This window comes from Kosakonia oryzendophytica, assembly GCF_900094925.1.
GTDB lineage: Bacteria > Pseudomonadota > Gammaproteobacteria > Enterobacterales > Enterobacteriaceae > Kosakonia > Kosakonia oryzendophytica.
This window is the reverse complement of the sequence record NZ_FMAY01000002.1, coordinates 316,888-329,193: the sequence shown is the minus strand read 5'-3', so window position 1 is coordinate 329,193 and position 12,306 is coordinate 316,888. Positions and strand designations below refer to the sequence as shown.

Sequence of the window (12,306 nt, the reverse complement as noted above, 5' to 3'; positions counted from 1 at the left end):
AGTGATGTTTTTAGCGCAAATTTCCGACACCCATTTTCGCAGTCAGAACGAGAAGCTGTATGGCTTTATCGACATTAACGCGGGCAATGCCGACGTGGTCTGCCAACTGAATGCCCTGCGCGAACGCCCGGATGCGGTTATCGTCAGCGGCGATATCGTGAACTGTGGCCGCCCGGAAGAGTACCGCGTGGCGCGCCAGATCCTCGGCGGGCTCGACTACCCGCTGTTTGTTATTCCGGGTAATCACGATAACAAAGCCCACTTTCTGGAGTACCTGCACCCGCTGTGCCCGCAGCTTGGTAGCGACCCGCAGAATATGCACTACGCCATCGATGACTTCGCTACCCGCTTGCTGTTTATTGATTCCAGCCTCGCCGGGGAGTCAAAAGGTTGGCTGACCAGCGAGACGCTGAACTGGCTGGAAGCGCAGTTAATCACGGGCGGCGACAAACCCACCGCCGTGTTTATGCACCACCCGCCGCTGCCGCTGGGTAACGCGCAGATGGATCGCATCGCCTGTGAAAACGGCCATCTGCTACTGAAACTGGTGGAGCGCTTCCCGTCGCTGATCCGCATTTTCTGCGGTCATAACCACAGTCTGACTCTGACCCAGTACCGCCAGGCAACGATCGCCACCGTTCCGGCGACCGTACACCAGGTACCCTATTGTCATGAAGATACCCGCCCGTATTACGATCTGTCGCCTGCTTCATGCCTGATGCACCGCCAGATCGGCGATCAATGGGTCAGCTACCAGCATCCTCTGTCGCATTACGCAGGCCCGTGGCTGTATGACGAGAAGATCAGTTGCCCGGTAGATGAGCGCTAAGCACATGTTAAAACTGCAAAACGTCAGTAAACAGTTCGAGGGCAAAGCCGCGCTGAGCGCGCTGTCGCTGGATATCCACGACGGTGAGTTTGTGGTACTGGTTGGCCCCTCTGGCTGCGGTAAAAGCACCCTGCTACGCCTGATCGCCGGGCTGGAGAGTGTCAGCGAAGGCGCTATCTGGCTGGGCGACGAAGAGATCACTGCGCGTTCGCCCCGTGAGCGTAACTTTGCGATGATCTTCCAGAACTATGCTCTGTTTCCGCACCTTTCCGTGCGCGACAACATCACCTTCGGTATGAAAGTGCGCAACGAAGAGAAAGCCAGCTGGCAGCCGCGACTGGATCGCGTGGCGCAGATGCTCCAGCTCGACAGCCTGCTGGATCGCAAACCGGCGAAACTCTCCGGCGGCCAGCGTCAGCGCGTGGCCATGGCGCGCGCTATCGTGCGCAATCCGACGCTGTTCTTAATGGATGAACCGCTTTCCAACCTCGATGCGCGTCTGCGTACGGAAGTGCGCGACAGCATTATGGCGATGCACCAGCAGCTAAAGACCAGCACCATTTACGTGACGCACGATCAGACGGAAGCGATGTCGATGGCCGACCGCATTGTGGTGATGAACGGTGGTCACGTGCAGCAAGTTGGCCGCCCGGAACACCTGTACGCCCACCCGGCGAACCTGTTTGTCGCCGGGTTTATTGGCTCACCGGCGATGAACCTGCTGTCGCTGCCGTGTGCAAACGGTGAGGTACTTCTGGGTGAACAGCGTCTGCCGCTTCCCGCACATGCCGCTGATTTACATAACGTATGGCTGGGCATCCGCCCGGAGCACATTACTGATGCGCCGGAAGAAGGCCACCTGGTATTGCCCGCTACCGTCATTCAGCGAGAGCTGATGGGCGCTGACTATCAGCTTCACGTCAGCACGCCGATCGGCAACCTGCGCTATATCCGCCGACACCGGGGCGATGTTCCCAACAAAGGGAACACACTCAGCGTCGGTTTTTCACCCCTTGATTGTCATCTTTTTAATGCCGAAACGCGGCTTAACTTACACCAGGAGAGAGACCATGCCTAAGCCTCTGACAAAGACGTTGCGAGCGCTTACTTACAGCATCACCCTTGCGATAAGCGGTACTGCGCTGGCGCAGGAGAAAATCGACTTTATGTTTCCCGCCCCGGTGGACGGCAAACTGACCATGGAGATGACGCGAATCATTAACGCCTTTAACGACTCGCAAAAAGAAGTGGAAGTACGCGGGATTTTTACCGGCAACTATGACACCACCAAAATGAAAGCCGAATCCGCGCAGAAAGCGGGCCAGCCACCCGCGCTGGTGATCATGTCCGCCAACTTCACCACCGACCTGGCGCTGAAAGATGAGATCCTGCCGATGGACGAGTTGTTTAAATTCGGCGACCAAAAAGCGGGTGATTTCCTGCAAAATGCGTTCTGGCCGGCCATGCACAAAAACGCGCAGGTGATGGGCGTGACTTACGCCATTCCGTTCCACAACTCGACGCCGATTCTGTATTACAACAAAACGATGTTCGATCAGGCGGGTATCAAACAACCGCCGCAGAACTGGAAAGAGCTGCTCGAGGACGCGAAAAAACTGACCGACCAGAGCAAAGGCCAGTGGGGCATTATGCTGCCCTCCACCAACGACGATTACGGCGGCTGGATCTTCTCTTCGCTGGTTCGCGCCAACGGCGGCAACTATTTCAACGAAAACTACCCAGGCGAAGTCTATTACAACGCCCCGACCACTATCGGTGCGCTGCATTTCTGGCAGGACATGATCTACAAAGACAAAGTGATGCCCTCCGGTGTGCTGAACTCCAAGCAGATCAGCGCGGCGTTCTTCTCCGGCAAACTGGGGATGGCGATGCTGAGCACCGGTGCACTGGGCTTTATGCGTGAGAACACCAAGGATTTCGAACTGGGCGTGGCGATGATGCCCGCGCAGGAGCAACGCGCCGTACCGATTGGCGGTGCCAGTCTGGTGAGCTTTAAGGGCATTTCCGATGCACAGAAAAAAGCGGCTTATCAGTTCCTGACCTATCTTGTAAGCCCGGAAGTGAACGGTTCATGGAGCCGCTTCACCGGCTACTTCTCACCGCGCAAAGCCTCGTACGATACGCCGGAGATGAAGGCGTACCTGAAGCAGGATCCGCGCGCCGCTATCGCGCTGGAACAGTTGCAGTATGCGCACCCGTGGTATTCGACCTATGAAACGGTGGCCGTACGTAAAGCGATGGAAAACCAGCTTGCGGCAGTGGTGAACGACGAGAAAGTCACCCCGGAAGCTGCCGCCGAGGCGGCGCAGAAAGAAGCCGACACGCTGATGAAACCGTATGTTGAGAAAACGGCGCTGCAGGCCGTGAAATAAAACGCCGCGTTACCCCGCAGGGAAGCGGGGTACGTTGCTGAGTGCTGTAAACGGTTGATGATATGCAGACGCTACTACTCCGGTGAGCACTTACCAACTTCACAAGAAAATACTTAGCGTCGCTTGCCGGGTTTTAGGGTCATAATAGATTGAAAACGTGTTTGCCCCCGGCACGCCCGGTTTGCGCCATTCCTCCGCACCGTATGTCAGGCTTGGGTCCCGCTGGTAACCCATACTTTTCACGTAATCCCGCAATGCCTCAATGTTGCGGGCATCCTCAAAAATGATGCTATTCGATGATGGGTAACCATCACCATTGTGGAACTCAAAGTGATAATTCGCGCTGATTCTTGGGGCGTGCGCAATCGCATCCTGCGTCAGTGTGTGGTAATCCCATAAATTTTGTTCGGTGTACACCGTGGTTTCGCCCAGACTGGAAAGCATCAGCCAAAGCAAAAAAAACAGCACGAGACCCAATGAGACAACAAATAATATCCCCCACTTCAGCACGCTAAACATTAACGCAGCGTGTTTACTGATAGTGCGCATGAGCTATTCCTTTTCATCCTTAAATGTTGTTACCCTTTTAAACGCACCTGAACCCGTTAATGACCATTTTTGATGGCAAATGGCATTATTCCTCTCGCGCCAGGATCTTCGGCAGATAGTCGTTGAGCTGGTGGCGCTGCAAATAAGCGGTCACCGCGCGTTCCCAGCCTTTCCCATCCCCCAGCACTGCACGGCTATGAGTTTGCGCATAAAGATAGCGGGTATCGTACAAATTCAGCAGCGACTGATTCATGGCATCAATATTCGCGCCGGTTTTTTTACACTTCTCCTGCTGAATAGCCAGCGAGTGTAAAACACGCTCCCGCGTCTCTTCATTCGGGGTATAGACCTGCTCGCTCAGTTCACTGAGTACGAGAAATTGCGGTTGCGTGCCTTCAAGTATTGCCGCCTGCAAACGGTCATGCCCATCGAGGATGACAAACGAAGCCAGCCCGGCGATAAACCACACCAGAACCGGCGGCAGCGCGTTCTCACGGCACTTCTTGCGCCACCATTTTACCCGCCCGCTGTTGGCCTCAACCGGATAGCGGGCAAGCAGCAGATGACCGCCCCACCACCAGTCGACAAAGGTGACTTTTTCCGGGTTTTGCAGATCGGGAAAATCTTCGCTGTAAAGCGCCCAATTGACGCTGATCTGTGCACTGCTGGCAGGGGTCTGAAAGCGCCACTGCTCAAATGGCAGGGGCTTATTGACGATATAGGGCGCGGTCGGCTTTACCTGCTCCATCGGTCGTAGCAACCAGCGGCCGGGCGGTAACAGTGGCGTAGGGGCTTCCATTAACTGCCGCGCAAAATAGCGGCACCAGTGACTTTGCCAGTTCGATTCTCCGGCCCGTTTCGCGCTCTCCACCTCCGCAGATGTCACCGCAGGCAGCAACAACGCCTGGGCGGGATGCTCCCCGTTAAACACCAACCAGACGCCAGCGTGATCTTTCAGCATCGTTGCCCAGAACAACGTTTCACCGTTTACCTGCAACGCCATGCGGCCGTTGTGTCCACTCTGCATCTCCATGGCCTGACCGTCGCCCGCACGCACCCTCAGTTCCAGTCCTTGCCAGCTGTCGTCGCGATCGCGAAGATCCTTCCACCAGTACTCAGTCATTGCGTTCTCCTTGCGATGTGAGAGGAAAGTGTACGGCAACAGCGATTGCCTTATAACCATAAAAATAATCTGGTTATTTGATCGAAGGGACAACATGCTCTTCGCCGGAGTTGTATATTTATCGTCCAACCCAAAGACAAGGAGCGCACCATGCCACACCCAGAACAGTACTGCCACTCCTGCGGAATGCCACTTTCCGCACCCGATGCCCGTGGCCCGAGTGACCACTATTGTGCTTACTGCACCGACAGCGAAGGTAACCTGAAGTCCTGGGAAGAGGCCGTATCCGGTCTCGCGCAGTTTCTCGATTCCTGGCAAAACGTGGGCAACGAAGAAGCGCGCAAACGCGCCGTTCGTTATCTGACGTCGATGCCCGCCTGGGCCGATCGGGCTTAACTATTTGTTGGAGATTGTGGAACCCTCGTTACACCGTGGGTTCCTTTATTTTCGGCGCATTGGCCTCGTCATATGCCGCCTGCGCAGCCAGTACGGCATCCATATTGTGTTCAACCCAGTGAGCCAGCACCGAGACGGTTTCCGTCAGCGTGCGCCCGAGAGGTGTGAGACTGTACTCAACCGATACCGGCACGGTATAGAACACTTCACGGGCAATAATGCCGTCGCGCTCCAGCTTGCGCAGTGTCTGGGTCAGTACCTTTTGTGTGATCAACCGAATATCCCGCTTCAGACCGTTAAAACGCATCGGCCCGTTCTCCAGGCGCGCCAGCACTAACAGTGCCCATTTATCCGCCAGACGCGACAGCATGTCGCGCGTGGGGCAGCGGTTATCATAAATATCGTAAGGAATGGACGGCTTAATCATAACGACAAATTCTCGTAGTAGGTTTCCTCAAGGAAACGTAGTGACCTTTGGGTGCCTTCTTCCGCAACCGCAGCGGGGTGTGTATAACTCAAACCTAAGTTTCTATTTGATACTAAGGTGCCAGAAATGGCAAAAATTCTCCTACAGGATTGAAAGGAAAAAGGATGATTACGCGGTTAAATCAGGCATTTATTAGCCTCACTTCGCACCCGGATTTTGGCAAGTTGTTGCTGCGCCTGACCTTTGGCGTGCTGATGCTATTCCACGGCGTTGCCAAAGTGCAGCATGGTGTAAGCTGGATCGCCGGTATGCTGGCGGCGAAGGGATTACCTGGGTTTATCGCTTACGGCGTATTTATTGGTGAAATCATCACTCCGCTACTGATTATTATTGGGCTGTTTACCCGCCAGGCGGCGTTTATTTACGCATTTAATATTCTGGTCGCCACATTACTGGTGGGCATGGGTAAATTCTTTACCCTGACCGACGTTGGTGCGTGGGGTCTGGAAAGTGAGGCGCTCTATTTCCTGGGTGGCCTGAGCATTATGTTTTTGGGCGCGGGGAAATATGCCCTGTCTGCCGATAAAGAAAAAGAATGGCGTTAGTTATCTCTCATTAACAGGAGAAAAATATGTCAATTGTTGTGGTTTATTATTCTGGTTATGGGCACACCAAAGCCGTAGCGGAAAAAGTGGCCGAAGGCGCGAATGCACAGCTTATTGCAGTAGATAATAATGGTGACATTCAGGAGAGCGACTGGCAGGCGCTGAATGACGCGAAGGCGATCATTTTTGGTGCCCCGACCTATATGGGCGGCGTGCCGTGGCAGTTTAAAAAGTTCGCCGACGCCAGCTCCAAAGCCTGGTTCACTCGCGCCTGGCAGGACAAAGTGTTTGCCGGCTTCAGCAACAGCGCCAGCCTGAATGGTGACAAACAGGTTTCGCTGCAATACCTGCAAACCCTAGCGTCACAGCATGGCGGCATCTGGGTCAGCCTCGGCCTGCTGCCCGCTAACACGCTGGCCGCGACGCGCCAGGACATTAACAACCTTGGCGGCTCCGTCGGCCTGCTGGTACAGTCTCCGTCTGATGCCGGTGCCGACCAAATCGCCTCCGGCGACCTGGATACCGCAGTGAAATTCGGTCAACGCGTTGCGGATATTACCCGTCGCTTTCACTGAGTTTGCCTTACTTGATTAAGATAAGGCCGGGGTTACCTGGCTTTATTTTAACAATACGGGCCTTAACGCCAGCAGCAGAAATGCGATCAACCGACAACACCGATATTTTGATTAGACAGTTCTGCTCATTTAGCCATGATTCTTTTCACCGCATTCGCTATTTCCGGCAATCCAGAACCGTTGTCCCAACGCAGATATCGATATGATTTCATCATCGGCAACATGTTCTCAGGTGACACACCGGCATCGATCATCAGTATTTTCTTATCAGAATTCATTAAGCTCATAAAAAATGTTGTGAATTCAGCCAAGGGCCAACCACTGCGTTTAGCAAAAAAATTATCCGTTAAAATAAACAGACCAATATCAGCCTTATCTATGCCTTCATTAACTTTCAGAACGATATTATCGCCATAGTCAATTTCATAAGTATCAAGCCATGTCGCAACATCGTTGGCCTGTAAGTAAGAGTGTAGAGGAAAAACAATATTGTTTTTGTCTAATGATGAATGACTTAAAAAAACCTTTGCTTCTCTTTTCTTGAAATCGATATATTGAGGGTATTCTTTTTCCAGAACATCTCTTTCTGACCAAAGAAACGGGTGTCCACCACCATTTGCAGTTATAAAAAGATCGACCATTTCTGCATTAAGCAATGTTACTACGTTGTAGGGTAAAATATCCTTTACGAACATATTATGTCTTTTTATTTTTTCAGGATAATTATCACGAAGCCATTGCTCAAAATACACAGGATCCTTTTGCAAATTCACGGCAACATGAAATGAAAGGCAATATGGATTATTGTTCACGACAAGGCCGACCATAGTCGCATAATCTTTATCGAAATGATTAAGGATATCTTTGATAAACTTTTTCTCTTGCGTTCTGGAACCGTAATCACATTCGAACATATATAAAAAGTCATGACTCATTTCAACCTCCTTTTCTTAAACAATGTCAGGGATAACGTTAGTCTATTTCCTCAGTAAAAACGCATCAATCCGTGGTTCTCGCGAATTGCTCCATGCTTATCAGCTTATTGCCGTCGCGGTGTTCAATACGCAGTGTATTGCCTTTGATGATCAGTACCGGATTCTGATCAGGATGCACCACATTCACCCACTCTCCCTTACGGTTTTTTTCCACGACTTCATAGACGGAAGGGTTGCCATCATCCATCAAAAACCAGTAGCGCAGACGGTTTTTGAACGTATCCGGCCCGGTGACCAACGTACGCGGTTTGTTACTGGTGGTGATTTGCTGGTACGTGTCGGCATATGCAGCCCCGGCAGCAAAAGTGATAAGAATAAAGATCAGTATTTTCATTGGGATCACTCGTAATTTTTATCATTCAGCGTAGCAAATTCCTGCAGCAACCACAGTCGAGATTGTTACACGGCTTGTCATTTTGCGTTTTCATGACGGCGGAAGAAACGGTCATTCCCTCCAGGCCGTTTATCAGGTAAGGCCATTCTCAACCGTTTTTGACCTGTGGCGTGGTGTGGCGCTTATCGATATGTTGGTTGCCCTTTGCGCACAACCGCACTCATCCCTCTATTTGTCAAACTGCGTATTAGATCACGTTTCATTCCTTCATCCCGGTTCAGCCTGTTGAACTCTATATATTTTCCACCCTCCCGGATGGATAAACTTTATATCAACAGCAAGAGGGCAAAATGATGGCGGGAAAAGGGTGTAATTCGCTGATTCGCGCAGAAAAAATATTAACTCACATCGCCTATGTTGGCGTGGCGAGCTATATGGAACTGTTAAAAGAATTTCAGCTTCCCAAAAGCAGCTTGCTTAATTTATTAAATGTGATGGTGGATTGTGGCTTTTTGGTTAAAAACGAGAGTAACCAGTATGCGCTGGGGATTAAAAATTATGAACTGGGTTGTCAGGCGTTACACCGGAAAAATATTTTCGAAGTGACCAAACGCCCCATGCAGGAACTGTCGATGAAAAGCGGGCTGGTGTGCCATTTAGGCGCGATGGAGAGTTATTCAGCCATCTACCTCGACAAAGTCGAAAGCCCGAGTTCTGTACCCACACGCAAAAGCTGGATTGGTAAAAAACTGGAATTGCATATCACCGCGCTGGGCAAGGCATTATTAGCATGGAAACCCCGCGAAGAGATTGATTATTTTTTAAATGCGTTAACCCTGAAAAAACACACCAGCAATACGTTTACCGATAAGAAACTGTTTCTGGAGGAGTTACAGAAAACGCGACTACGGGGATGGGCCATCGACAATGAAGAGTCAACTTATGGTGCCGTCTGTTTAAGTATGCCGGTATTTAATATGTATAACCGGGTTAACTATGCGATCTCCTTATCGGGTGACCCGATTGTTTATTCGGGTAATAAGATCGACGGTTATCTGGAATTGCTTCGGCAATGCGCCGGACAAATATCATATGGACTGGGATACAGGAATGACAACGAATATTTAAGAAAAGGAAACTGAAGTAATGAAGACATTCAGGGGAATTATTCCGCCAGTCTCCAGCACGTTTCATCGCGACGGGACAATCGATAAAACAGCGATGCAACAGGTTGCTGATTTTCTCATAAAAAAAGGCGTGGACGGACTTTTTTATCTGGGCACAGGCGGCGAATTCAGCCAGATGAACGCCAGTCAACGGATGGCTTTCGCCGAAAACGCTATCGCAGTGGTTGCCGGGCGGGTCCCCGTATTAATTGGTGTCGGCTCCCCTTCGACGGACGAAGCCGTGAAGCTGGCGCGCCATGCCGAGGCCAGTGGTGCCGACGGCATCGTCGCAATTAACCCCTATTACTGGAAAGTCGCCCCGCGCAATCTGGACGATTATTACCAGCAAATCGCCCGCAGTGTCAGTCTGCCAGTGATCATTTATAACTTTCCGGATCTGACCGGTCAGGACTTAACGCCGGAGACCGTCAAACGGCTGGCGCTGCAAAATGAGAACATCGTCGGCATCAAAGACACCATCGACAGCGTGGGTCACTTGCGCGCAATGATCAACACTGTCAAAGCCGTGCGTCCTGAGTTCGCGGTGTTCTGTGGCTACGATGATCACTTACTGAATACGCTGCTATTGGGCGGTGCGGGTGCGATTACCGCCAGCGCCAATTTCGCGCCGGACTTATCCGTGGGCATTTATAACGCCTGGCGCAATGACGATCTCGCCACTGCCGCCACGCTGAATAAAAAACTGCTGCAATTACCGTCGATTTATTCCCTGGAAACGCCGTTCGTCTCCCTCATCAAGTACGCAATGCAATGTGTTGGGTTGCCCGTGGAGACATATTGTCTGCCACCTATCTTAGAGGCATCGGAAGAGGCAAAAGAGAAAGTTCATGCGTTATTGATGGCGCAGGGAATTTTACAACCATAAGGGGGCACCATGTCGGTTCGCGATATTTTAGATAACAACAGCCAGGATATTTATTGCGTCAGAACCCATGCCGCAGGGCCGCAGGGTGAACTGCCGCTCACACCTGACATGTTGATTAACCGCCCCAGCGGCGACATTTTTGGCATGACCATGAATGCGGGCATGGGCTGGACACCCGACGAACTGGATCGGGACGGTATTTTACTGCTCAGCACGCTGGGTGGACTACGCGGCGCAGACGGCAAACCTGTTGCGCTGGCACTTCATCAGGGGCATTACGAGCTGGATATACAGATGAAGGCGGCGGCAGAGGTGATCAAGACGCACAACGCTCTGCCCTATGCCGTCTATGTCTCCGACCCTTGTGATGGTCGCACGCAGGGGACAACCGGGATGTTTGATTCGCTGCCGTACCGGAATGACGCCTCCATGGTGATGCGCCGCCTGATCCGTTCTTTGCCCGGCGCAAAAGCGGTTATCGGCGTGGCCACCTGCGATAAAGGCCTGCCGGCAACCATGATGGCACTGGCGTCCCAGCACGACACAGCGACGGTACTGATCCCCGGCGGTGCGACCTTGCCTGCCCGTCATGGAGAGGACAACGGTAAGGTACAGACCATTGGCGCACGCTTCGCCAACGGAGAACTGTCGCTACAGGCCGCACGTCGTGCGGGCTGCCAGGCGTGCGCCTCTTCCGGTGGCGGCTGCCAGTTTCTGGGTACTGCTGGGACATCGCAGGTCGTGGCGGAAGGCCTTGGGCTCGCGCTTCCCCATTCCGCGCTGGCCCCTTCCGGCGAACCTGTCTGGCAAGAGATCGCCAGAGCCTCCGCGCGGGCTGCACTGCACCTGAGCCAACGCGGCATCACCACCAAAGATATCCTCACTGATGAAGCGATTGAAAACGCCATGGTGGTGCACGCCGCATTTGGCGGTTCCACGAACCTGCTGTTGCATATCCCGGCCATTGCTCACCAGGCCGGTTGCCGTATTCCAACCGTCGAGGACTGGACCCGCATTAATAAACGGGTGCCGCGACTGGTGAGCGTGCTGCCAAACGGGCCGGTTTATCACCCTACCGTGAATGCCTTTATGGCGGGCGGCGTACCGGAAGTGATGTTGCACCTGCGTAACCTGGGTCTGCTGCACGAAGAGGTCATGACCGTCACGGGCTGTACGCTGAAAGAAAACCTCGACTGGTGGGAGCACTCGGAACGGCGTCAGCGGTTTAAAGCACTGCTACGTGCGCAGGAACAGGTCGAGCCGGATGAGGTGATCATGTCACCGCAACAGGCGCACAAACGTGGCTTAACCTCCACGATCACCTTCCCGGTAGGGAATATCGCGCCGGAGGGTTCGGTAATAAAATCGACGGCCATTGATGCCTCGGTCATTAACGAACAGGGGATCTATTACCACAAAGGCGTAGCCAAAGTTTACACGTCCGAAAAAACAGCCATTTACGATATCAAGCACGATAAAATTAAAGCCGGAGATATCCTGGTGATCATTGGCGTTGGCCCATCTGGTACCGGGATGGAAGAGACCTATCAGGTTACCAGCGCACTGAAACACCTCTCTTACGGTAAATATGTATCACTGATTACGGATGCCCGTTTCTCCGGGGTTTCTACCGGTGCCTGTATTGGCCATGTTGGGCCAGAAGCACTGGCGGGAGGTGCAATCGGGAAATTACGCACCGGGGATCTGATAGAAATTAAAATTGACTGCCGCCAACTCCAGGGAGAAGTCAATTTCTTAGGTAGCAGCACCGATAAAAAATTACCATCACGGGAGGAAGCCAGCGTTATTTTACATGCCAGAAGTAGCCATCCGGATCTGATGCCAGATCCTGAACTGCCAGACGACACGCGGCTTTGGGCCATGCTTCAGGCGGTGAGTGGAGGAACCTGGCGCGGATGTATTTACGACGTCGATAAAATAAATGAAGCTCTACGAGGCGCTATAAATAAATCCTGAAAACAATAAACCGATAAGAACATCTTCACCCTAAATAATTCAGACTGTTGA

14 protein-coding genes are annotated in these 12,306 nt (G+C 52.4%); 9 read left to right on the top strand and 5 right to left on the bottom strand.

Going from position 1 to position 12,306, the window contains the following annotated elements:
• Positions 1–4: 4 nt before the first annotated feature.
• From GA0061071_RS04720 to GA0061071_RS04710, 3 genes are read left to right on the top strand one after another with little or no spacing between them, the layout of a single operon-like run.
• A complete protein-coding gene (locus GA0061071_RS04720; RefSeq protein WP_088237314.1) occupies positions 5–829 on the top strand; it encodes a phosphodiesterase in 825 nt (274 codons plus the stop codon).
• 4 nt (positions 830–833) lie between these two features.
• Positions 834–1,907, top strand: coding sequence for an ABC transporter ATP-binding protein (locus GA0061071_RS04715; protein ID WP_088237313.1), 1,074 nt, complete (start codon positions 834–836; stop codon positions 1,905–1,907).
• Positions 1,900–3,222 carry an ABC transporter substrate-binding protein gene (locus GA0061071_RS04710; RefSeq protein ID WP_088237312.1) on the top strand — a complete coding sequence of 441 codons (1,323 nt, stop codon included), beginning with the start codon at positions 1,900–1,902 and terminating at the stop codon, positions 3,220–3,222. The genes GA0061071_RS04715 and GA0061071_RS04710 overlap by 8 nt, the downstream gene beginning before the upstream one ends.
• A gap of 99 nt (positions 3,223–3,321) precedes the next feature.
• On the opposite strand, the gene GA0061071_RS04705 is transcribed toward GA0061071_RS04710, so the two are convergent.
• Positions 3,322–3,771 (bottom strand): hypothetical protein, encoded by a 450-nt coding sequence (locus tag GA0061071_RS04705; RefSeq protein WP_082794187.1) that lies wholly within the window; start codon positions 3,769–3,771, stop codon positions 3,322–3,324.
• An 85-nt stretch (positions 3,772–3,856) separates the two neighbouring features.
• Entirely contained in the window at positions 3,857–4,894 is a 1,038-nt protein-coding gene (locus GA0061071_RS04700) for a hypothetical protein (RefSeq protein WP_088237311.1), read from the bottom strand.
• Between the two features lie 150 nt (positions 4,895–5,044).
• On the opposite strand from GA0061071_RS04700, the gene GA0061071_RS04695 reads away from it, so the two are divergent.
• The gene (locus GA0061071_RS04695; protein ID WP_061498034.1) at positions 5,045–5,290 is read left to right on the top strand and encodes a zinc ribbon domain-containing protein; all 246 of its coding nucleotides are present in this window, start codon (positions 5,045–5,047) and stop codon (positions 5,288–5,290) included.
• A 28-nt stretch (positions 5,291–5,318) separates the two neighbouring features.
• Here the strand turns inward: GA0061071_RS04695 and GA0061071_RS04690 are convergent, their stop codons facing one another.
• On the bottom strand, positions 5,319–5,717 hold the full coding sequence (locus GA0061071_RS04690) for a winged helix-turn-helix transcriptional regulator (protein ID WP_061498036.1): 399 nt from the start codon (positions 5,715–5,717) through the stop codon (positions 5,319–5,321).
• 164 nt (positions 5,718–5,881) lie between these two features.
• Between GA0061071_RS04690 and GA0061071_RS04685 the strand changes: the two genes are divergently transcribed.
• Both GA0061071_RS04685 and GA0061071_RS04680 read left to right on the top strand, forming a co-directional pair.
• The gene (locus GA0061071_RS04685) at positions 5,882–6,322 is read left to right on the top strand and encodes a DoxX family protein (RefSeq protein ID WP_061498038.1); all 441 of its coding nucleotides are present in this window, start codon (positions 5,882–5,884) and stop codon (positions 6,320–6,322) included.
• 26 nt (positions 6,323–6,348) lie between these two features.
• Positions 6,349–6,897, top strand: a complete 549-nt coding sequence (locus GA0061071_RS04680; protein ID WP_061498041.1) for a flavodoxin family protein — start codon at positions 6,349–6,351, stop codon at positions 6,895–6,897.
• A gap of 125 nt (positions 6,898–7,022) precedes the next feature.
• Here GA0061071_RS04680 and GA0061071_RS04675 read toward each other — a convergent pair whose 3' ends face one another.
• Entirely contained in the window at positions 7,023–7,832 is an 810-nt protein-coding gene (locus GA0061071_RS04675) for a toll/interleukin-1 receptor domain-containing protein (protein WP_088237310.1), read from the bottom strand.
• Between the two features lie 64 nt (positions 7,833–7,896).
• On the bottom strand, positions 7,897–8,226 hold the full coding sequence (locus tag GA0061071_RS04670; protein WP_061498044.1) for a hypothetical protein: 330 nt from the start codon (positions 8,224–8,226) through the stop codon (positions 7,897–7,899).
• Between the two features lie 353 nt (positions 8,227–8,579).
• Between GA0061071_RS04670 and GA0061071_RS04665 the strand changes: the two genes are divergently transcribed.
• Genes GA0061071_RS04665 through GA0061071_RS04655 form a run of 3 tightly spaced genes read left to right on the top strand, consistent with a single transcriptional unit; the run spans position 8,580 to position 12,255 of the window.
• The gene (locus GA0061071_RS04665; protein ID WP_061500206.1) at positions 8,580–9,368 is read left to right on the top strand and encodes an IclR family transcriptional regulator; all 789 of its coding nucleotides are present in this window, start codon (positions 8,580–8,582) and stop codon (positions 9,366–9,368) included.
• A 4-nt stretch (positions 9,369–9,372) separates the two neighbouring features.
• Complete coding sequence (locus GA0061071_RS04660) at positions 9,373–10,278, top strand: dihydrodipicolinate synthase family protein (protein WP_088237309.1); 906 nt, start codon at positions 9,373–9,375, stop codon at positions 10,276–10,278.
• A gap of 9 nt (positions 10,279–10,287) precedes the next feature.
• The gene (locus tag GA0061071_RS04655) at positions 10,288–12,255 is read left to right on the top strand and encodes a YjhG/YagF family D-xylonate dehydratase (RefSeq protein ID WP_088237308.1); all 1,968 of its coding nucleotides are present in this window, start codon (positions 10,288–10,290) and stop codon (positions 12,253–12,255) included.
• Positions 12,256–12,306 lie beyond the last annotated feature (51 nt).